The sequence below is a fragment of the Providencia sp. AGC89 genome, from assembly GCF_053543535.1.
In genome coordinates, this window is sequence record NZ_JBIXLP010000091.1 from 34,077 (window position 1) to 52,021 (window position 17,945).

At 42.5% G+C, this 17,945-nt stretch carries 30 protein-coding genes; 2 read left to right on the forward strand and 28 right to left on the reverse strand.

The window, feature by feature from the left end:
• Positions 1-9: 9 nt before the first annotated feature.
• The 28 genes from ACIPUA_RS19870 to ACIPUA_RS20005 form a co-directional block, all read right to left on the reverse strand.
• Complete coding sequence (locus tag ACIPUA_RS19870; RefSeq protein ID WP_449060054.1) at positions 10-450, reverse strand: hypothetical protein; 441 nt, start codon at positions 448-450, stop codon at positions 10-12.
• A 3-nt stretch (positions 451-453) separates the two neighbouring features.
• Positions 454-1,845, reverse strand: a complete 1,392-nt coding sequence (locus tag ACIPUA_RS19875) for a DUF2213 domain-containing protein (protein ID WP_449060055.1) — start codon at positions 1,843-1,845, stop codon at positions 454-456.
• A gap of 12 nt (positions 1,846-1,857) precedes the next feature.
• Positions 1,858-2,868, reverse strand: coding sequence for a phage minor head protein (locus ACIPUA_RS19880; RefSeq protein WP_449060056.1), 1,011 nt, complete (start codon positions 2,866-2,868; stop codon positions 1,858-1,860).
• Complete coding sequence (locus ACIPUA_RS19885) at positions 2,822-4,264, reverse strand: anti-CBASS protein Acb1 family protein (protein WP_449060057.1); 1,443 nt, start codon at positions 4,262-4,264, stop codon at positions 2,822-2,824. Before ACIPUA_RS19885 ends, ACIPUA_RS19880 begins: the two co-directional genes overlap by 47 nt.
• A gap of 11 nt (positions 4,265-4,275) precedes the next feature.
• Positions 4,276-5,508, reverse strand: a complete 1,233-nt coding sequence (locus tag ACIPUA_RS19890; RefSeq protein ID WP_136135535.1) for a PBSX family phage terminase large subunit — start codon at positions 5,506-5,508, stop codon at positions 4,276-4,278.
• Positions 5,489-5,935: a terminase small subunit-like protein gene (locus ACIPUA_RS19895; RefSeq protein ID WP_272678468.1), complete on the reverse strand. Its 447-nt coding sequence runs from the start codon at positions 5,933-5,935 to the stop codon at positions 5,489-5,491. Before ACIPUA_RS19895 ends, ACIPUA_RS19890 begins: the two co-directional genes overlap by 20 nt.
• 54 nt (positions 5,936-5,989) lie before the next feature.
• Positions 5,990-6,250, reverse strand: coding sequence for a DUF2560 family protein (locus ACIPUA_RS19900; protein ID WP_196733022.1), 261 nt, complete (start codon positions 6,248-6,250; stop codon positions 5,990-5,992).
• Between the two features lie 662 nt (positions 6,251-6,912).
• Positions 6,913-7,137 carry a hypothetical protein gene (locus ACIPUA_RS19905; protein ID WP_281111288.1) on the reverse strand — a complete coding sequence of 75 codons (225 nt, stop codon included), beginning with the start codon at positions 7,135-7,137 and terminating at the stop codon, positions 6,913-6,915.
• 15 nt (positions 7,138-7,152) lie between these two features.
• Positions 7,153-7,416 carry an Rz1-like lysis system protein LysC gene (gene lysC / locus ACIPUA_RS19910; RefSeq protein ID WP_449060058.1) on the reverse strand — a complete coding sequence of 88 codons (264 nt, stop codon included), beginning with the start codon at positions 7,414-7,416 and terminating at the stop codon, positions 7,153-7,155.
• On the reverse strand, positions 7,304-7,681 hold the full coding sequence (locus tag ACIPUA_RS19915; RefSeq protein ID WP_449060059.1) for a hypothetical protein: 378 nt from the start codon (positions 7,679-7,681) through the stop codon (positions 7,304-7,306). Before ACIPUA_RS19915 ends, lysC begins: the two co-directional genes overlap by 113 nt.
• 1 nt (position 7,682) lies before the next feature.
• Complete coding sequence (locus tag ACIPUA_RS19920; protein WP_449060060.1) at positions 7,683-8,165, reverse strand: TIGR02594 family protein; 483 nt, start codon at positions 8,163-8,165, stop codon at positions 7,683-7,685.
• A complete protein-coding gene (locus tag ACIPUA_RS19925) occupies positions 8,158-8,475 on the reverse strand; it encodes a phage holin, lambda family (RefSeq protein ID WP_198861227.1) in 318 nt (105 codons plus the stop codon). Before ACIPUA_RS19925 ends, ACIPUA_RS19920 begins: the two co-directional genes overlap by 8 nt.
• 169 nt (positions 8,476-8,644) lie before the next feature.
• Complete coding sequence (locus ACIPUA_RS19930; RefSeq protein WP_449060061.1) at positions 8,645-8,881, reverse strand: hypothetical protein; 237 nt, start codon at positions 8,879-8,881, stop codon at positions 8,645-8,647.
• Between the two features lie 342 nt (positions 8,882-9,223).
• Entirely contained in the window at positions 9,224-9,841 is a 618-nt protein-coding gene (locus ACIPUA_RS19935; RefSeq protein WP_449060062.1) for a hypothetical protein, read from the reverse strand.
• Positions 9,838-10,029 carry a protein ninH gene (locus ACIPUA_RS19940; protein WP_449060063.1) on the reverse strand — a complete coding sequence of 64 codons (192 nt, stop codon included), beginning with the start codon at positions 10,027-10,029 and terminating at the stop codon, positions 9,838-9,840. The genes ACIPUA_RS19935 and ACIPUA_RS19940 overlap by 4 nt, the downstream gene beginning before the upstream one ends.
• A complete protein-coding gene (locus ACIPUA_RS19945) occupies positions 10,026-10,187 on the reverse strand; it encodes a hypothetical protein (RefSeq protein ID WP_449060064.1) in 162 nt (53 codons plus the stop codon). Before ACIPUA_RS19945 ends, ACIPUA_RS19940 begins: the two co-directional genes overlap by 4 nt.
• A gap of 298 nt (positions 10,188-10,485) precedes the next feature.
• Positions 10,486-10,632: a hypothetical protein gene (locus ACIPUA_RS19950; RefSeq protein WP_449060065.1), complete on the reverse strand. Its 147-nt coding sequence runs from the start codon at positions 10,630-10,632 to the stop codon at positions 10,486-10,488.
• A 190-nt stretch (positions 10,633-10,822) separates the two neighbouring features.
• Positions 10,823-11,296, reverse strand: coding sequence for a recombination protein NinB (locus ACIPUA_RS19955; protein ID WP_449060066.1), 474 nt, complete (start codon positions 11,294-11,296; stop codon positions 10,823-10,825).
• On the reverse strand, positions 11,297-11,446 hold the full coding sequence (locus ACIPUA_RS19960; RefSeq protein ID WP_449060067.1) for a hypothetical protein: 150 nt from the start codon (positions 11,444-11,446) through the stop codon (positions 11,297-11,299).
• On the reverse strand, positions 11,439-11,612 hold the full coding sequence (locus ACIPUA_RS19965) for a Lar family restriction alleviation protein (protein WP_449060068.1): 174 nt from the start codon (positions 11,610-11,612) through the stop codon (positions 11,439-11,441). Before ACIPUA_RS19965 ends, ACIPUA_RS19960 begins: the two co-directional genes overlap by 8 nt.
• Position 11,613: 1 nt before the next feature.
• On the reverse strand, positions 11,614-11,838 hold the full coding sequence (locus ACIPUA_RS19970) for a DUF551 domain-containing protein (protein ID WP_449060069.1): 225 nt from the start codon (positions 11,836-11,838) through the stop codon (positions 11,614-11,616).
• Positions 11,838-12,134 carry a hypothetical protein gene (locus tag ACIPUA_RS19975; RefSeq protein ID WP_449060070.1) on the reverse strand — a complete coding sequence of 99 codons (297 nt, stop codon included), beginning with the start codon at positions 12,132-12,134 and terminating at the stop codon, positions 11,838-11,840. Before ACIPUA_RS19975 ends, ACIPUA_RS19970 begins: the two co-directional genes overlap by 1 nt.
• Positions 12,135-12,342: 208 nt before the next feature.
• Positions 12,343-13,299: a primase-helicase zinc-binding domain-containing protein gene (locus ACIPUA_RS19980; RefSeq protein ID WP_272537496.1), complete on the reverse strand. Its 957-nt coding sequence runs from the start codon at positions 13,297-13,299 to the stop codon at positions 12,343-12,345.
• On the reverse strand, positions 13,262-14,899 hold the full coding sequence (locus tag ACIPUA_RS19985) for a DEAD/DEAH box helicase (protein ID WP_070929122.1): 1,638 nt from the start codon (positions 14,897-14,899) through the stop codon (positions 13,262-13,264). Before ACIPUA_RS19985 ends, ACIPUA_RS19980 begins: the two co-directional genes overlap by 38 nt.
• A gap of 2 nt (positions 14,900-14,901) precedes the next feature.
• Positions 14,902-15,288 (reverse strand): replication/maintenance protein RepL, encoded by a 387-nt coding sequence (locus ACIPUA_RS19990; RefSeq protein ID WP_254679948.1) that lies wholly within the window; start codon positions 15,286-15,288, stop codon positions 14,902-14,904.
• Between the two features lie 308 nt (positions 15,289-15,596).
• Entirely contained in the window at positions 15,597-15,923 is a 327-nt protein-coding gene (locus tag ACIPUA_RS19995) for a hypothetical protein (RefSeq protein ID WP_272574748.1), read from the reverse strand.
• 119 nt (positions 15,924-16,042) lie between these two features.
• On the reverse strand, positions 16,043-16,363 hold the full coding sequence (locus ACIPUA_RS20000) for a CII family transcriptional regulator (protein ID WP_449060071.1): 321 nt from the start codon (positions 16,361-16,363) through the stop codon (positions 16,043-16,045).
• A 109-nt stretch (positions 16,364-16,472) separates the two neighbouring features.
• Positions 16,473-16,718: a helix-turn-helix transcriptional regulator gene (locus ACIPUA_RS20005; protein ID WP_395350302.1), complete on the reverse strand. Its 246-nt coding sequence runs from the start codon at positions 16,716-16,718 to the stop codon at positions 16,473-16,475.
• Positions 16,719-16,801: 83 nt separating this feature from the next.
• Here ACIPUA_RS20005 and ACIPUA_RS20010 point away from each other — a divergent pair, with 83 nt between their 5' ends.
• Positions 16,802-17,449, forward strand: coding sequence for a LexA family protein (locus ACIPUA_RS20010; RefSeq protein ID WP_070929118.1), 648 nt, complete (start codon positions 16,802-16,804; stop codon positions 17,447-17,449).
• 274 nt (positions 17,450-17,723) lie between these two features.
• Positions 17,724-17,858 carry a hypothetical protein gene (locus ACIPUA_RS20015; RefSeq protein WP_449060072.1) on the forward strand — a complete coding sequence of 45 codons (135 nt, stop codon included), beginning with the start codon at positions 17,724-17,726 and terminating at the stop codon, positions 17,856-17,858.
• Positions 17,859-17,945: the final 87 nt, after the last annotated feature.

Sequence of the window (17,945 nt, forward strand, 5' to 3'; positions counted from 1 at the left end):
CAGTTCTCCTTACTTGAACACAACACGAACCAGCTCACCCGCCGTAACGGTTAAGGCTGTATCTTCTTCGACATAAGCGAATACTGCTTCGCCTTCTGCGCCCGTTGCCAGTGTGATTTGACCATTAGCAACAATAACCGCTTGACCTTTCTTGTAAGTGCCAGCGGCGGCACGCACGTTTAGGAACAGACCTTGCATTGGCTGAATTGCAACAACCCAATCGCCCGCCTTGATTACATCGTCAACTGTCTGGCAGCGCAGATAATCAAAGTTGGCCACATACAAAATGCTCGCTTCTTTACCATCAACCGATGGCGTAAATTTAGCTGTGGTCTCATCATAGAAACCGATAACACCCGCTTTAGTGTCAGCCGCAGCCGCACCTTCACGGTGTAGCAATGGGTTAGTGAATACACCACCCGCATGAATTACACGTTTTTTATTCGCCATGTTTTACTCCGGCATATCTGAAACTGATTGAGAGGAATTGACTTGTTGGAATGAACCATTCAGGCCATGTGATACATTGCACTGTGCGTAAAGCTCTTTCAGTGGGTCGCCACTTAGCGCATTAACAGCGATGTCGGACATGCCGAATTTAGCTTTTACAGCTTCACGCATCGCATTTACTTCTTTGTCTGCGTTGGCGTTTAACTGACCTTCGAGCGTGTCAATTTTGTCTGTTAGTGGTTTAATTGCCGCATTCACTGCTGCTGTAATGGCATCTGTGTTTGTTGCGGTATCTTTTTCCTTCTCTTTTTTCTCACGCGCAGCTTTTTCTTCTGGCGTTTCCTCTTTCTTTTCTTCGGCGTTCATTTGGTTGTACGCATCAAGTAATTCAGCATCAGATTTACCTTCTGTTTCGATGCCTTTCGCCTTCAGCGCATTCGTGATGATTTCTTTCATCGGGTTAGTTTCCTTATTGGTTTTAACTTCGTACTCTGTTGGCTTGCGCACAACTTCGATAGGCTCACCAACGAGTTCGGCGTCTCCGTCATCGTTCATGAGGTATTTTTGTTGGTAGGTTTTACCTGATTTGTAGTAAATGAATTTATCGGGCCATACCATTTCGGGATAAGGCCAATCATCGCCACTGGAAGCGTTACGCAATGCCGCACGTAATGCGGAGTAGATATCTTCAAATGAGAATGAATTGTTAGCGAAAAAGAACTTAGCTTTGTTGAATAAGCCTTCTTGTGTGAAGTTTGCAGCATCAATCAGCTTTACTTCTTCAACGTCTAGTTTCTCGCCCTCGCTATTAACAAATACCCCAATCCCCTCCTCTGGCGTGCCAGCTGGCTGCTCATGCAACAATATTGCAATGTGGTCATATTGTTGATTGGTCGCTATCCATTTGTATTTTTTCCCGTTTGGTGATTTACCATTTGCTTGCAGCCTATTAAGGTTTAGTCCTGTAGATATTCCGATTGGCTCAACATCTTCGCCATTCATCATTTTATCTAACCGCTCAATAACCTCTCTGCCGCTTTCTGAACCTTCAGCGAATCGCTTATTGACATACATATCAACCAATACGCGCCCATTTTCTTTTCGTGGGTTCGCTGAATATGCCCCGATGTAATGCTCGTTAATGGCATCAACATCACGAGCGGTCACATAATTACCATTTACTTTTGGATGACCGTACGGCATAGGAACACGGTCTAGGCTCTTATAGCCTTTGTCGTTTTCGGCTGTTGGATATAACCCCTCATTTAACACGCAATCGTCATACAGCGGACACACGTTTTTGACGACGTAATGCTCGACGTTATTGATAGTTTCGATTGATATGTTTGATGAGGAATTAATAGCCGACAGCACATTGACGCGAGTGCGCTTCATGTGTTGGCCTCTTTATGAATTGCTTGTTGATTCCTGTCGTTTTTCTTCCCACTCATCACGCGACTTAATGAGCCTGTCTAGAATGCTAGGGTTATGCAGCGTGCCATCTTCATTCAGTAATACTGGCTGATTGCCACAATAGCAGTTATAGCGATTACCATTGATTGAGTAGAAATATTCCACTTCCTCAACAGTGAATATCTTCCCGCTACGTGCTGCATGGCTAGGCCTAGTGGTTGGCTTAAGTGCTGATATCCATAAGATGCCAGTTTTCAATCCCAACCTTTCGCTAGCCCATGTCGTTTCATTCCAGTTTGCCCTACGAAGTGCGCCAACTTGCTCAGTCTGCGCTACCGCCTTTGCTCTGGTCATTGATACATCTAAACGCTGACTAACTATCCTCGCTGTTTCACGTGGGTTTATGCCTCTGGCTATCGATGTGCCAATAACATTTGCTAGGTCAGTGCGTGCAGCATCAGATAAACCGCGCCAATCGCTATAAGTAGAGATAAACGCCGCTGCAACCTGATTCTGATAAGCTGGCTGTGACAGTAGATAAGTAAGTGTTGTTTGCTGTGCGTAGACTTCAGATTGAACAGCTAAGTTAGTGTAAGCATTCAACGTACCGCGCTCATACTCATCAGATACATACCCAAACGCCCACAATCGCTCGTCACCACCTTCGAGAAGGTAGTCATCAAGTATTGATTGCAGTCTTTCTAGGAATCTAGCGTACTCTGCGGGACGTTCAGCTAGGTCATATATATAAACGCCAGAGTTAACCTTAAAAATCGTGTCAGGCTCATCCTGTGCGTTTTTAGCGAGTATGTAGCTTTGAGTGGGTGATTGCGTTTTCTCTCTGCCAGTAAATGACAGCTCGAAGAGTTGCTTGAGTGCTTTCTTGAGTTCGTAATACCTATTATCAATATCACGGAACATCTTTCTAACTTGCCGCCCTGATTGTGTTGGGTCAGCCTTATTCCTTGGTATTATCGGCGACCCTATCTTTTGATTCTTCATCATCGACTAATGGGTCTCCTTTAGGGCCTGACTCTGGCGGCTCGCTGTTCTCAAATTCTGGCAACGTTGGGTACTCGCCAAGTGCCCTAATCTCGTTCTCCATTAGAACTGAGCGCCCGAATGAGCTTTGCGTCTTCATTGCAACATCAGCAGCTTTACTCATGTTATCCAACTTTTCAGATTGGCTAGGTGCGAGCAAATCTGACCAACTTACTGTTATCTCATCTTTTTGCTCAATAACGCCAAGCCTTCCAAATTGGTGGATCAGGTCAGTAATGACTTTTGCGAGAAACCCTTCACGCCTTGACTTGCAGGTTCTAGCCCAATCTTTCATGTCCTCAGTTGAAGCGCGCTCCCCTGTAATCTGACCGATAAGCACCTTAACAGGCATGTTGATTGATGCCGCAAACTCAGCTAACAATGTGCGCCACGTTGGTTCAGGGTCGGCAGCGGCAACAGAAAGCACGCTTGCCGAGCCTTCTTGCATTAATACTGAAGCATCAATGCTTTGATTTAGCCGTCTAACCTGTTCATCAAGCGCATCTGGAAGCCCTTCTATATTCGTCCCTAACGCTTCTGCTAATGCATTAAAATCAGTTTCTTTACTGAATGCGTAGTTAAGTTGTCTGCTAGCGTTTTTAAGGAATCCCTCGGCGCTACCTCCCGAAACCTTTTCGATATCAAGTAGCTTGTTATAACCTTTTCTCAGTAAAGATACACCGGATGACATTTTGCCATCAGCAGCGCCTTCGATAAGCGTTATAACTCTGTCAGGATGAATATCAATTATTCGAGATGGTGAGCCGTCACTATCATCTCCCACTGCCATTTCAGTAAACGAGTACATCGTTGGCATGGAGTAGTTTTCGCTTGCTTGGTCTTCATCCCAAGTTTTAACATCAAGCTGCGCTTCCCATGCAGGGATTAAGCGAACAATGGCCTTATCTTTCAGTTTTTTAACAATGCCAGTATCGACTGGCTCATTCCAAGGCCTGTTGTCTTTAATCTGAATAATTAAACCAGAATATCGACCTACTAAATTGCGTTTATCAGCCTCTACAACCTGCTCCCAGTGTTTTTTGAGTAGCTTATTAAGGCCTTTATCCCAATCTGTTGAGCCGTCTTGGTCTGCCTCTTCGTCACCTTCGAATATTTCAGGGTAATCAATCCAGCACCCAGATATGTATCTATCAACCGCAGCACCACCTAGCGCATTGCGATCATACGCCTTGTAAAAATCATCAAAGCTTAGATTTTCAGGCCAGCCAAACTCATTCCATATTCGAGGTCTTTTAGTGTTGCCAGTGCCTAGCGACTGAACGTAGGACATTCTAGCTCTCTGTACAGCTTTCAATGCGTTATTAACCGCTAATGATAGCCGTTGTTGATTTACTTCCATTTTCGCCCTCATTAACGTTTTCTAACTAGCATTCCGACCACTGATTTTTGTGTGATATACCCATCAAGCCCATATCTAACAGCATCCCAACAGTGGTTGTTAGCATCCAAAATAACAGGCAATACTTCACCAGTGATCCGGTCTGTTTTATATGAGTAGAGACGGGCTTCTTTTGCTGTTTCTTTACAGCGAGGATGAATGATGATTTGTTTGAAGCCGCGTAAATGTGTAATGCCATCCTCAACACTACCTTGCCACTTTTTCGCAGCTGAGATATTGAATCCTTGCCGCTTTAAATAGCTGATTGTTTCAGGTCTTGCGGAGTCGGCTTTAATAGGCCACTTACGTGCTTCTGGTATTTTGTCGTAAAATGCTGGCATATGGTCAAGCTCAACACCTACGCCATAAGCTTCATATTCGATATATAGGCAATCATTTAGAATAAACTGTCGCAGCAGCGTGTTCGGGTCTTTAGCAAAACCAAAGTCAGCGCCGAAAAGTAGACGGTCTGCTTGTTGCCATAAATCATCAGGGAATGATTGAACAACGTATTTGTTCGCCAGTACCTGTTTATCAGAGTTTTCAAGATAAGCACCTTCCCATATCCACGCATAAGTAGCGGAATCTAATCTGGCTTGGTCGTTCAGCCGTTCATCTTCTAACACCGACGGAAACCAAGGGTTATCATCGTAGTTCATCTCAACCACGACAGCGTTATCAGGTGGATTCTTTCTAAATCGCTTATCTGTCGCGCTACCGTCTCGTTCAGGGTTCCATGTCACCCATATTTCAGAGCCAGCTTCACGAACCGTAGGAGCAAGTTTCGTCCATGCTATTTCTGATACTGATTCAGCTTCATCAACCCACGCGATTAATATTCTTGCCTTAGATTTGATGCTATCTAAGTTATGCCGTAACCCTGCGAACACATAGCTAACTGAGCGGCATTTGGTGCGAATGTATTTCTCGCCTAATTCATAGAAATCATTTAACCAAGGTACAGACCTAATCGCCTGCTTAACCTCTTCCATTGATGATTCTTCTAACGAGTTCATGTATTCACGAGCACAAAGTATTACGCCAGATTGACCATTCATCGCTGCCATGTAGCCACGAATAGCCGTCATTAATGCGAATGTTCTCGTCTTTGCAGAGCCTCGCCCGCCATGTGAACAGCGATAGCGATAGTTACCTTCGAATGCTGGAATTAATTTAGGTGGTATTTCAATCCTCGCTACCGTCATTGTTACCTCCGGCAACCAGAACTATTTTTGTTGGCTGTGGCGTCATGGAGCCATCAGATGATTTAACATCAATATCCTGACTAATTTTATCGCCATACTTTTTAGGGCTCATTCTTGCCAAAGCCCACTTTCTTGTATCAATTCTTAACTTAGCCTTGGCTACTGCCGCCGACTCCTCGGAAACATCATCAGCAATATCAAATAGCTCCTCGAAAACAGCGTCAGCCCTTGATTCCATTGCTTTCGCGTACTGCTCACGAAAGTCAGCATTTTCTCTTAACCAACGCATAATTTTCGTCATGTTTGGCATGCCTTTTTTCTTGCATACCGAACGCAGACTTTCACCATCGGCGATAAGAGTGCATATATCGTCCGCCACCTCTGGTAAATAATCAGAAGGACGACCCATTTTTGTTTTAGTCGCCATATTCATATCCTCATAACAAATTAAAAAGCCCACCTTGATGAGCTTTGTGATTGGTTATTCTGCTACTTCATCGTTGAATAACGTTTTCTTAGCTTCTTGAACACGTTGATAAACAGTGTCTACTTTAGTCACTGTATCGCCGTCTCCGTTGCTATTCATGCTTGAGTTTGTGTTCCAGAGTAATGTGAATAACTCATACTCAAGTTGCACATCGTTAATTAGCTTAATGGCCTTAGCCGTCGCCGTAGTGTTATTGCCTGTTAGCTTAAGCAAGCCTAAGCGGATTTTCTCTTTTGCTGTTAGTTCAGTAGTCATGATTTACCTTGTTGTTATGTGTTTCGTTGTAATCAGCCCACGCTTAGCGATGAACTCACCTACCTTGTCGTAGTCAGGCTCAATACCAAGCGTTAGGCAAAATAATTTCAAAGTGGATATGTATGGATTGACCCACCATTTAAATTTCACTGAAATTGATAGTTGCAATGTCCCTGTTTTCATACCTTGCTACCATTAAGAGCCTTGATTTGCTCTGGTGTTATTGCGATATTACTCGTTCTTAAAAACTCCTTTCCGTATTCTGTAACAATTTTCGCCTAGATTATTTTACTTATGTTGATATTATGCGCACGCCCTTACGACATTTGGGCTATTCATAGAACTAGTAATAAACATTCCGAATTTTTATGCCTCAGCTTACAGAGGCTTTTTTTTATTCTTTCGGAATGCTTTTATCAAACTCATCTCGAAATTGTTCTGGTTTATCGAAACATTGTGCTGCCACGATAGGTATTTCTCCCGTAGATATTAAAAAGCCTCTGAGAAATCAGGGGATAGTTATTATTTGACTATATATATTGTACATTTATAAATCATCAACTAAGCTTACTATTGGTGGCAGATGCTACCGCATTTACATTTTTATCTTTATATAACTAAGCCCCTGCGTCGTTTACAGGGGCTTCATTATTTATCTTGAGTTAATCTTTCCAAGTGATAGCTTTTACCGCCCACATCTGAGCATCCATAATGCGACGAATGGCCTCATTGTGAATCATTAAGGCTTCTTCTGAAGTGGCTCTTTGCATGCTGTCCTGAATTAAATCAATTGTATCTGCTGCATTTTGCTTTACAGCATCAACAATGATATTTCCGCTAGGGTTGAAACTAACGCCAACTAACTTTTGACCTAAAGTCTGACTCATTTTAAACACTCCGTTCTAATGTGATATTGAATTATTTCTAGCCGCTTCAATCTCTCGAATGGCTTTTTTGTCTAAATTGCACTTTGCTATTGAGTTCATAGCATCAACTAGCAGTTGCGGCATATCTTTCCAGTCCATCTGCCCTGGTACATCAGGCTGAGGACAATCAGCGGTTAGGTGAGCTGGTATTGGCACTGGCTGCACGGGCACGTAAATCTCTTTCGTACTTTCGCAACTCACTAACAACATCATCGGGCACAGCAGTATTAGCGCACTCATTGTCTTTGAGCACTGTTTTGATAACAGTCTTAACTTTGACATGTTCTGAGTCCTCTAATTGCTTTGCTTTGATGTTGGCTTGTGAAATTCGGTCAAATATAGAGAGCGCCCGATACACATTAAATACAATGCGGTTACTCTCTATAATCTTTTGGTCTTTCTGGTCGCTTAGTTCTTTCTCGTGAGCTAATGCAGATAAAATCCAGAGTGAAAAAAATAGAAATGCAGCAAGCCAACCAGTGATTGGGCTAGTTATCCATTTCATATCACGACTCTTTAACTGACAATGCAGCATCGCCAATTGGCAGCGATCGATTATCTATTTCCACACCTTCTGGATAACAGTAACCCGTTACACGGTCTTTTTTGAACGCTTTGATGTTGACAGCATCGGATTGATTACCACCCAATACCAGTAATGAGCCTGATTCTGTTTTGCCAACAACGAAACCGACATGACCGCCTCCATCGCGAGAAAAAGTAACAATGCAACCGTATTTTGGCTCGGTTAATTTCACGCCATAATTCAGATATGAACGAGAAGAATCAGAACGCGTTGAACGAATACCAGAACGCTCCAACATGGCATTGACAAATCCAGCGCACCAAGGAACTTTTCTTGCAGTACCAACCAAGCCACGCAGCTTGCTATCAATCCACATCTGATCGACTGCTTTCGAGCCCTCAGTGGTATGCTCTGACACACCAATTTCTTTTCTGGCTTCAATTAGCCATTTAGGTTCAGTCATTATTCACTCCCGCCTTACCTTTAATCATTCCGCTTATTTTTGCCACTCCCCAGTAACCAATCATTACGCTAGCTAAGTAAGCAAAATCAGCACTCATACCAAAAAATGCTAGTAGATCTTTTGCAAACCAGCCGAGGAACGCACACAAGAAACCATCCAGTAGCGTTTTCCACCATCCCCCTCCGTTATACAGCCCGCGCAATATCGCAACCGTACCAGCTAGGCCAGCAAACATTCCTTGCTCTTTGTATTGAGATAGATAGTTAAATACCTGCTCCCAGAATTCAGGGGTGTCTTTCATATATTTCATACTCACCCCCTACGTTGGAGGAATTTAGTTAATAGATAGCCGCGCACAGCTCTTGTGTTAATTGATAACGAGGGTGATTGATTCTGTGGCGGCGTATACGAAGAAAGCCGCACTAGGCGACCTCTTGAAATATTGTTCTGTTGTGACTGTTGGCCAACGATACTTTGAACTACCAAATATCTTTTGGTTGTTGCTCGGTATCGATAAACCTTTGCCTATCTCTAACCTCTTTAATGCTCATGCCAAATACTTTCCGATGACTTGAGCACATCCAACAGCCGCATAACGCAGGGGTTCGGTAGCAAATACCGATAGCCTTCTTATCTGCCACACCTGCCGTGTTGTATTTACTTCTTTTGGATTTGAGGCGCTTTTCATGATGGCGTCTTATTGCTTTACTTCGCATTAATGACTCCAGATGTCAGTTGTTATGAATAACCGAATATATGAACTATCCGGAAATTCCGGAGAGTTGAAATTGTCGCTATGGGGATTCCCATAACGGAACAATATCAATACGTTAGAAACAGCAAAGCCCCACCGAAGTGAGGCTCTATTTTCTTCGACCTCTCAGCCGATGTGGTTGGAGTTCCAGTCCAAATAGACGAAGTGACCAACTAGGCGGGATCGATAACAAGCGCCGCCTCTTTTACCTTGTTATCCGCTCTTGGTTTTACTGCCGTGAGCTTATCACAAACTATACATGTAAATTTCGCAATTGCAATAGATATTAGAAAATATTTTCTATTTATTGGTAATTTACATTAATTAATTTCTCCTCTTCGCGTTTTATTGCATAAAAAAGTTCTTCTTCCAGCAAATCTAGAGCCCATTCAATACGCCTTGTGCTTTGCTGTATGCTTATCTTTTTCTTGAAGGTTAATTCACGAGCCATCTTTTGCGTGTATTTGCAGTCGCAATAACGTTTAATTGCTACGTGACGGATTGGATTGTTTAGTTTGAACGTCTTGTTAATTACTGATTCAATGAAAGCGGCATCATCTGATTCTTTGGCGAGAGCGATGAGGTCGCTTATACTTGCTTTTGGATTGAGTATTTCATGTGATTTTTTAAATAACTCATCCCCCCTGTACCCCATCTTATGTAAATCATTAACAACACCAATAATCCTTTTCCCTTCGTTTTCACTCCAATCAGAACGGAGCATGAGTCGACCAATTACACTACACTCACCACCTTCTGCATAATCATCGCCACCATAAACCTTACCCCAAGTCATCAACATATAACGAACCCATGCTCTTTTGCTTTCTAGTGCGTTCTTTCTTCCAGAACCCCACACGCGCCGTAGTTCGTTTTTACTTGAATAATGAGCGAGTAAATAAAACGGTTCATCGTTTTTCATTTAGCCCCCTTCGCATGCTTATACTTAGTCATCAGTCGACCATTTATAATCGCGTGGTCAGACCCGCATACATCACCAGAATATTTCTTGACTGTTGCCCTATTGCAATTGAGTCGCCTTGCTACTTCACTCATATTCCCGTGCGTCTTGACAAGCAACGCTGGAATGGTTGTTATCTCAGCCTTCATATATCCCCCATCTGATAAGTTATGCCGTGCTGATACCAATCAGGAAGCGTGAACTCAATGCGACCTATTACACCTTCGCTACGTAGCTCCTGAAGCCGTTTAAGCTCACCTTTCATGTGCTGGTATAAATCATCCATCTGCCACGGTTTTAACTTCACCGCCGTTCCAGCTAAACGAGCCACGCTATCAATAGTCATCTCGCTGTAAGTGATAACAGCGTGAGCATTGAATTCGTGTGGGTCTTCACCTAGTTTTCTGTGGCAGCCAGCGCAGTGAGAAAAGGCATTAAGAGGATGGTATCGAGTTGCTTTGTGTCGTCGTGATTTGAAGTGTGAGCAGTGAAGTTTTGAGGGTTCGTGTCTAAAGTATCTTCCGCAGTAGTCGCATTCGTAATCTGTTCGTTCCCTGACTAGCTGCGAAAATACAATGTCGTATTTATCGCGTTTTAGTGCCATATCAGCGTATCACCTCCGCAATTAAACCTGCCACTAAAGCAATGCAAGACCAAATCACAACAAATTTGCCGTATGTGAATAACAGGTCAAAGTTAAACATATGTTTATGAAATGTATCTTTGTACGTTGGGTGATTGTTTTTATTCATCTCCACATCCTATTAATCATTGTTCTCGGTGTTGGCCTGAGCCATTTTTGTGTTGGTAGGTTGACTGATACGTCGAAATATTGAGGATTAATATTGAGCATTTTGACTGGGGAGTAACCTTGCCGCCTATAATGCTCACAAAGTCTTTCAGCCTCTTCGTAAGTGAGAAGCCTGTGTATGTGCGGTTCTTTCATCTCTCTTGTTGCTCCTTGAGTTTCTGTTTGTCACCAATGCGTTGCGCCCACTCCAGCTCTCTCTTTGCGTCATCAGTGAATTTCACGCCATTTTGTGAGCCGAACCAGTGAGCACATTCGATAACATCCGCTATTTGTCTTACTCGCATTTTGCTAGTACGTTCACCGAAATAAACAATGCCGCCACCTAGCCCGACAGCCGAACGTTGAGCCTCACCCTTAATTTGCTTGTTAAGTACAGTGATTAAGTCTTTCCAATCCTCTTTGTCGTACCGTTGACCGTGCCACATGACCTGTTTAGACAAATCAGTAAGAGTTGCCCACATGCGGTCATTTTGTGCCTTGGTTCGTTTAGGTTCGGAGAGCTTTACTTCGAATGGCTTGGTTGAATCTATCGGTAGGTTTTGTATTGCTTCGATGGCGTTTTGCTTGATGTTTTTACTACTGAGATAGTATGTCTTTAGTGACATTTAACCTCCTGTATTTTCCTCAACTAAATTGAAATTTTTACAATTACAGTTAGGGCAAACTAAATCAATCCAGTCCTTTTTCTGTACTTTCTTAAGTTCTTCCCTCTCTGAAACTTTACGACAACGACGACACTTTAATTTATCACTCACTGTTAGCTCTCCTGTTCCATGCTTGCTCAGCTTCTTCAGCATCTGTATATCCAAACTTATTTGACGGGCAAATAGTGTTAGAACAAATAACCAAGTGACCTAAATCCTCGAAGTAGTGATATTCACCACGCCCTCCGCAAAACGGGCATTTCTTGAGTTCGTTCATGCTATTTATCCTGTGGTGGCTCTGGCTTTTCTGGCAAGTTCATCCAATGCGTTACCATGTAAACTTCACCATCCATGTCTCGCATTCCCTCGTTTTCGCCAGATTCGGCATTTTGGAACTTATGGATATCACCTTTCCACCATGCAGTAGTCCGACCATGAGAGCCGAATGTAATATATTTGCCGTCTTCCTGTGGCGTTTCATCACTTCGTTTAATCCAGCTCATCACTCACCCTCTGACATTGGTGGGAGTGGCGATGTTGACCATCCGTGATACAGCATAAATGCACAATAGTTAGCTACATCAACAGGGTCGCCTTTCTGTATATGCCTCATAAGTTGAGCTTTGCATTCCAATTCCCAATTGTTAAGCATCCACTCTTCTGAGTAGCCATATTTCTGCTCAGATTTGTGTAATTTTTCTGCCATAGCTTCAGCAAACTTAATAACAAGCTCTACTGTATTTTCACTAAGATCGGCTGGTATGTTAATTTTTCTTTCCGTTGGATTAGTTCCCTGCATTAGATGCCTCCCTCTGTTAACGTTGTTCCTTTCATCACTCAACACCTCTATCCTTTGTGACCGTAAATTATTGACATAGCGACAATTGATAACAAAAAGTTAGACCACCATGCGCCATACTCACTCGTTGCCGTCATAATCAAAATGTATGTAACGGCGATTAAAAATAACCAATCTGACATCCTAGAAGTCCTTATGATTTGGTGTGTTAGGCTGCATGCTTGCGCCATAACTCCTGTTGAAATACTTTTGCCCCATTGACTAGCATGTCGTTAAAGTCGCCTGTTCCGTCAATCCATCGGACACTGACTTTTTCAACATCGTTGTTGCTTAGAATGTTTCTATTGCCACACTCAAAGGCGGCTGCTAGCCCTGTGCCGTTGCTGTCCGTGTCTGCAAATATGATGAGATGTTTAACGCCTTTCGGTGCTCTAAACTTACGCATGAAATTGGCGTTAAGCGTCGACCATGTATTACAGCCGTAGACTTGCTGGCAGGAAAGGGCTGTTTCTATCCCCTCGGCAATCCCCAGCGTTGATGCTACTGGGGTCATTCGAATAGCGATAGAGCCAGCAAAATCTAAATAATTATCTTCCTGTAATTTGGTAAGGCGTTTATTTCCTTCAAAGTTTGCCTTTTTTTCGCCATCCAAGAACGTCCTATGCAGATAACAACCAGCACCGCGATCATCTGTTGCTATTGACCAGAGCGAGGTAAATCCGTTCTGTTGCGTGCTGCTGTATCTGATATGCTGAGACGGTAAAACGTTGATCCCCCTGCCCATCAAATAACGGTGAGCCGATGTATCTTTAAGTGGGATTAGTGAGGCGAACTTTGCGATAACTTTTGAATGAGTGGCTTTTACATCTGATTGGGTTTGCGGTACTGATTGGCCTGAATAACTGTTTCCGATTAATCGGTCTATCTCACTTGCTAAAACTCTAAAATCTTTTTGCTGGGTAAGTTCCAGTAATTTCCAGCCATCCCCAGCGCCACACGAACATATCCAAGATCCCTTTCCGTTTTTATCATCTATCCTGAATTTCCCTTTCTTGCCACATATTGGGCATTCACCTAAATAATGCTTTTTCCCTGTGATTGGCGGTAATTTGTAATACTCAAATATTTCAGGCCATCGCCCTACTACTGCTTCTACCGTCTTCACGATTACCTCCTAAACTGAGTTGCTCCCGTATGCCTTTCAGGTGTGACCTTGCAGAGTCCATTTTTTCAGACTCTGTTTTTGGCTTTACCTCTTTGGCGTTTTGCTTCTCCTGCATTTTTGCAAAGGCGATATTTTTTGACCGAATGTAATTACTAACTTCGGGTGTTATTTCCTGCGGTGAGTCATGTAAACCACGAGGCCATACACCAAATTTTTTCTTGTACGTGTGAGCACACCAACCATCTGAAATCGGCTTGCCTGATATCTCACGCTGTTTTTGATAAAACTTGATTTGTGACCACCAACTCTGTTTTTGCTCCTTGGTGAATATCTGTTCACCAGCTTTCAGCTTTTTGAGTTCGCGTGTTTCATCGACTTGAACGTTTTCACCCATCAGTGGTTTAAATCCACACTTAGGGCAAACGTAAACGCCTGCGGGCTTCATGTAATGGCACGATGGACACTCTTTAGGTTTTTTCTCAGCTTTTTCTTTCTCGCTGTAACCACTTTGAGTTTTCATTCCGTCATTTTTCTTTTGCAAATCGTCGTATTCGATATCATCAGGAAAGCCAAGTAAGTGAACTGATCCTGAGTGGTCGAATATGAGACACTTGTCTTTTCCCTTTGCTGTTCTCAATCCGCGCCCAAGACACTGAACCCACCTAATTTCTGACTTTGTTGGCCTTGCGTAGATGATGCAGCGAACATCACTATCGAACCCAGCGACAAGGACACCAACGTTGACGATGATTTTTGTTGCCCCACTCTCAAAACGGTTAATAATCAACTGCCGCTCATCGTGTGGTGTGTCTGCGGTCATCACCTCCGCATTGATCTCCGCTCGGTTAAATTCCATCGTGACGTAGTTTGCATGGCTAACATTCACGCAAAAACAAACTGTTGGCCTATCCTCACCATGTTCTAACCAAAACTTGACGATGTTCCCGACTAAATCAGAATCGCCCATGATTTTGGCTAACTGTTCCTCGTTGTAGTCATTGCCGAATGCAGATAGTTTTGATGTTTTCACACCGCTAACATCGGGATTATCTGGCGCATAAAACTCGTAAGGACTCAGATCACCAATTTCGATTAACTCTTTCATCGTCGTTGGCTTAATCAGTGTTTCGTAATATTCCCCCATCCACCCAGCAAATGGCGTTCCTGACAATCCAACCACCCGAATATCCGTATCTCGAATAATTTCGAGTATTTTTTTTCGCTTCATGTGGGCTTCATCGATGATAAGTAAATCGATATTGTCAGGAAATTTGCGACGAATCAGCGTATCTGCTGATGCAATTTGAATTAGCTTATCAGGGTCATAAAGTGGATGATCTCGCCACACATAACTGATTTCATCTGGCGGTAAACCATATTCAACAAACCGCGTTGCTGTCTGGTCTAACAACACTGTGTAAGGCGCTACAAACATAACTCGCAGCTTCCTAGAAACTAGGCCGTCTGCCATGAATGCTGCTATTGCCGTTTTACCAAATCCAACACTTGCAGAAAGCAACATCGTTCGATGCTGATTCCAGTTTCTTCTGAGCATATCCAATGCGGTGACTTGCTTAGCTTTTGGCGTTATACTGAGCATGATTAATTCCTTTTTGCGTTACGCCCGTTTGCCTCCCTCAAGGTTTTTCGGGCTATCTCCTCAAGCTTTTTTGAGTTAATGGCTTCTGCTGCATCATTAAAATCAATAACCTGAGCGCCTTTCCTGTCCATCGTGTAGTAACAGGATTTCGATATATTCCAGCTCCTTCCCCCCCAGTTAAATTCTGGATTTATTGCGTATATGCCACGCTTGAACTTGATTAAACCTGCAACCTCAAGCTCTTTGTTGGCTCTCTGAATACTTCGCGCTGTGACGTTTAACTCGCTTGCAATCTCTGCCGAAGTCGCAACAAAACGCCCATGCCGCCAGTCACAATTCTCAACGATATGTCCGTACAGCTCCGTTGCTACGGGAGACAGTCCAGCCATTCGTTTAAACAGCTCCTTGGCTTTAAAAACTCGTGACCATTTGTGCATAAAATCGTAACCTATTGATTTTTAACAAAGCGACCGAACCTGTCGCAAAAAGCGACAAACCCTGTCGTTTTGATGTTGATTAACTTCATGATTTTTAACGAATTTCTTAATTGCCCTCTCCTTGTCCTTATAGGGGTAAATTCAGAACTCGGATTTTCTTTTTTTTGGTTTTTGAATCAGATACTTATGCCTAGTGCCATGTATCGGCATTGCTACACTTTCCAAGGAACAGGCCATATTTTTGTATTGAATTCGGTGATTCAGGCGACACCTTGAGATGGTTGGTTCATCTGGCTAGTGCCTTGTTGAAAAACTCTCGGATCAGAAACATGCCCATCGAGATAGGAAGCATAGTTTTTTACAAAGTTTCTTAATCGTGTATTTGCTGCTTTTCTGCCAGCATTTATTTTTTTGTAAGATATAGGTTCGTCGTCGAAATGCTCTTGATAAACCTCAGAATATTTAACTGATACTTTTGGCCTTACTGATGGCCTTAGTCTCAATAACATTTCCCTGATCCAGTTTTCATCTTGTTCAAAATAACAACTTGGCATTAAAACATTGACGTTATACTCATAATTATCCATATACTTTTTAACTCCATGAATTTAAAGCCCATTAAAAATAAATTAATGAGCTTATCTATGAGTGATCAAATCATTTGACTAATACTGATTATTCGTCCAGTATTAATGGGTAACTACAATTAGATGTTTAAACTAATTTGAGCCTCATCGGTTGCCGCCTTTGAGGTTTTTCTTTTTGGGTATCTGACATGCTCTAGCATCTGAATTAATACCCTAGCCTCATCACCCTGAATAATCACATCTTGAATTGGCGCATCGAACCCTATTGCGTCCAGCAGTCTTGCTGCCTTCTCAACAAAGCCGTTCTCAGCTTGCCATCTAGTGATTTGGGATTCGTGTACACCGACAGCCTTAGCAACTTGCTTAGGTGTGGTTAAGATGATCCCTTTGCGAATACGAGCCTCAATTGCTCGCACGTTGCGTGAAATTGCGTAGTCCATTTGTTAAATTCCTTTTGACGTAGTTAGTCCGTTGCTCACGATCCTGTGAGTTAAGTTTTGCTCCAACGCATATTCAGAGCGGTTTAGCGATGTTAAAGAACGAGTAAATCTATGCTGCTTTAGGCGGAAAAATGTCATCGATAGTGACGTTAATCCCGTTATTGTTAAAAAAGCTAACTAGCTGTCTGCATACTTCAAGGTCTGCTTTACGTCTGCCATTTTCATAATGGCTAATGTTTCCTTTTGTGCAGCCTAGCTCTTTAGCTAAATCTGTCTGTGTAAGCCCAAGTTTTTTTCTATATCGGCTTATGTAATTCATCTGAACCTCCTTATTGTTCATTACGAGAGTATACATAAAGTATCCGTAATTTCAATATAAAAGTATACATATTGTCTGTCTACATTTATGTATACATATCGTATTATTGGGTTATGAAAATGAAATGGTATGAACTAGCCAAGTCCCTTATGAAAGATAAGGGCATTACATACGATCATCTGGCTGAGCATTTTTCAGTATCGAAAGGTGCCGTTGGGCATTGGATGACAGGAAAGAGAGAACCAGCATTTAGTGAAATAGCTGGGATACTTGCATATGTTGGCGTCAATAACCCGACCATAAATCAAGATGGCACGATTAGCATTGATGAGGAGTCGATTAGTAGAGTTGAACCAACCTATGAATACCCATTACTCTCTAAAGTACAGGCTGGATCATTTACCGAAAACAGTAATTCATATACAGAGAAAGATGCCATCGCATGGATACCAACAGCCAAGAAGGCAAGTGATAGCGCATTCTGGTTAGAGGTTGAAGGTCACTCAATGACAGCCCCGCAAGGAGGTCGTCCTAGCTTCCCTGAAGGGATGCTGATACTTGTTGACCCTGACCAGGATGTAGAATTTGGTGATTTTTGCATAGCTAGATTACACGGTGATGAGTTCACATTTAAGCGATTGATTAGAGAGTCAGGGCAAGATTATCTGGAGCCGTTAAACCCACGGTTTGACCTTATTCCAATTAATGGTAACTGCCAGATTATAGGCAAAGTGGTTAAGTCTCAGTGGCCTGACGACACGTTTTAATATGAAGAGACTGCTAGAGCTGATATCCAACTCCAACATAATGATACTGCTAATTATTATCGCGATGCTGGATATCATTCTATTGTTACTGATTGCATTTGATAGCTAATGACAAACTCAAATGAAATGGTTATGGAAGGTTATATGTCATCATAAGTTAGCGATACTGTATTTTATCGCTTTAGTGATTATTGCTTTCTTAATTGACATTGATGACAAAGACTTCTGGCAACTGTTGTCGATGATTTTTTGAGGTATGACGAGACGTTTTAATATGAAAAAATTATTAGAACTCATCAGTAAAAATAAGCTGCTGATTGTTATGTTAATAATAGCGCTAGCAGTTGGAGCAGTATTACAGTTTGCAGAAGAGCCTTTTGCTTGGATTTCGGTTTTCAATGCAGGGTGACGACACGTTTTAGGGTGTGGCTTAATCTAAATATCACCCTTTCTGTGATAAAAAAATTTACCAAATAGGTAAAGAATGATAGGATAA

Coding starts and splice junctions, on each gene's coding strand:
- ACIPUA_RS19870 (WP_449060054.1), bottom strand. CDS start 450: ATGGCGAATAAAAAACGTGTAATTCATGCGGGTGGTGTATTCACTAAC.
- ACIPUA_RS19875 (WP_449060055.1), bottom strand. CDS start 1,845: ATGAAGCGCACTCGCGTCAATGTGCTGTCGGCTATTAATTCCTCATCA.
- ACIPUA_RS19880 (WP_449060056.1), bottom strand. CDS start 2,868: ATGATGAAGAATCAAAAGATAGGGTCGCCGATAATACCAAGGAATAAG.
- ACIPUA_RS19885 (WP_449060057.1), bottom strand. CDS start 4,264: ATGGAAGTAAATCAACAACGGCTATCATTAGCGGTTAATAACGCATTG.
- ACIPUA_RS19890 (WP_136135535.1), bottom strand. CDS start 5,508: ATGACGGTAGCGAGGATTGAAATACCACCTAAATTAATTCCAGCATTC.
- ACIPUA_RS19895 (WP_272678468.1), bottom strand. CDS start 5,935: ATGGCGACTAAAACAAAAATGGGTCGTCCTTCTGATTATTTACCAGAG.
- ACIPUA_RS19900 (WP_196733022.1), bottom strand. CDS start 6,250: ATGACTACTGAACTAACAGCAAAAGAGAAAATCCGCTTAGGCTTGCTT.
- ACIPUA_RS19905 (WP_281111288.1), bottom strand. CDS start 7,137: ATGAGTCAGACTTTAGGTCAAAAGTTAGTTGGCGTTAGTTTCAACCCT.
- lysC (WP_449060058.1), bottom strand. CDS start 7,416: ATGAGTGCGCTAATACTGCTGTGCCCGATGATGTTGTTAGTGAGTTGC.
- ACIPUA_RS19915 (WP_449060059.1), bottom strand. CDS start 7,681: ATGAAATGGATAACTAGCCCAATCACTGGTTGGCTTGCTGCATTTCTA.
- ACIPUA_RS19920 (WP_449060060.1), bottom strand. CDS start 8,165: ATGACTGAACCTAAATGGCTAATTGAAGCCAGAAAAGAAATTGGTGTG.
- ACIPUA_RS19925 (WP_198861227.1), bottom strand. CDS start 8,475: ATGAAATATATGAAAGACACCCCTGAATTCTGGGAGCAGGTATTTAAC.
- ACIPUA_RS19930 (WP_449060061.1), bottom strand. CDS start 8,881: ATGCGAAGTAAAGCAATAAGACGCCATCATGAAAAGCGCCTCAAATCC.
- ACIPUA_RS19935 (WP_449060062.1), bottom strand. CDS start 9,841: ATGAAAAACGATGAACCGTTTTATTTACTCGCTCATTATTCAAGTAAA.
- ACIPUA_RS19940 (WP_449060063.1), bottom strand. CDS start 10,029: ATGAAGGCTGAGATAACAACCATTCCAGCGTTGCTTGTCAAGACGCAC.
- ACIPUA_RS19950 (WP_449060065.1), bottom strand. CDS start 10,632: ATGAATAAAAACAATCACCCAACGTACAAAGATACATTTCATAAACAT.
- ACIPUA_RS19955 (WP_449060066.1), bottom strand. CDS start 11,296: ATGTCACTAAAGACATACTATCTCAGTAGTAAAAACATCAAGCAAAAC.
- ACIPUA_RS19965 (WP_449060068.1), bottom strand. CDS start 11,612: ATGAACGAACTCAAGAAATGCCCGTTTTGCGGAGGGCGTGGTGAATAT.
- ACIPUA_RS19970 (WP_449060069.1), bottom strand. CDS start 11,838: ATGAGCTGGATTAAACGAAGTGATGAAACGCCACAGGAAGACGGCAAA.
- ACIPUA_RS19975 (WP_449060070.1), bottom strand. CDS start 12,134: ATGCAGGGAACTAATCCAACGGAAAGAAAAATTAACATACCAGCCGAT.
- ACIPUA_RS19985 (WP_070929122.1), bottom strand. CDS start 14,899: ATGCTCAGTATAACGCCAAAAGCTAAGCAAGTCACCGCATTGGATATG.
- ACIPUA_RS19990 (WP_254679948.1), bottom strand. CDS start 15,288: ATGGCTGGACTGTCTCCCGTAGCAACGGAGCTGTACGGACATATCGTT.
- ACIPUA_RS19995 (WP_272574748.1), bottom strand. CDS start 15,923: ATGGATAATTATGAGTATAACGTCAATGTTTTAATGCCAAGTTGTTAT.
- ACIPUA_RS20000 (WP_449060071.1), bottom strand. CDS start 16,363: ATGGACTACGCAATTTCACGCAACGTGCGAGCAATTGAGGCTCGTATT.
- ACIPUA_RS20005 (WP_395350302.1), bottom strand. CDS start 16,718: ATGTATACTCTCGTAATGAACAATAAGGAGGTTCAGATGAATTACATA.
- ACIPUA_RS20010 (WP_070929118.1), top strand. CDS start 16,802: ATGAAATGGTATGAACTAGCCAAGTCCCTTATGAAAGATAAGGGCATT.
- ACIPUA_RS20015 (WP_449060072.1), top strand. CDS start 17,724: ATGAAAAAATTATTAGAACTCATCAGTAAAAATAAGCTGCTGATTGTT.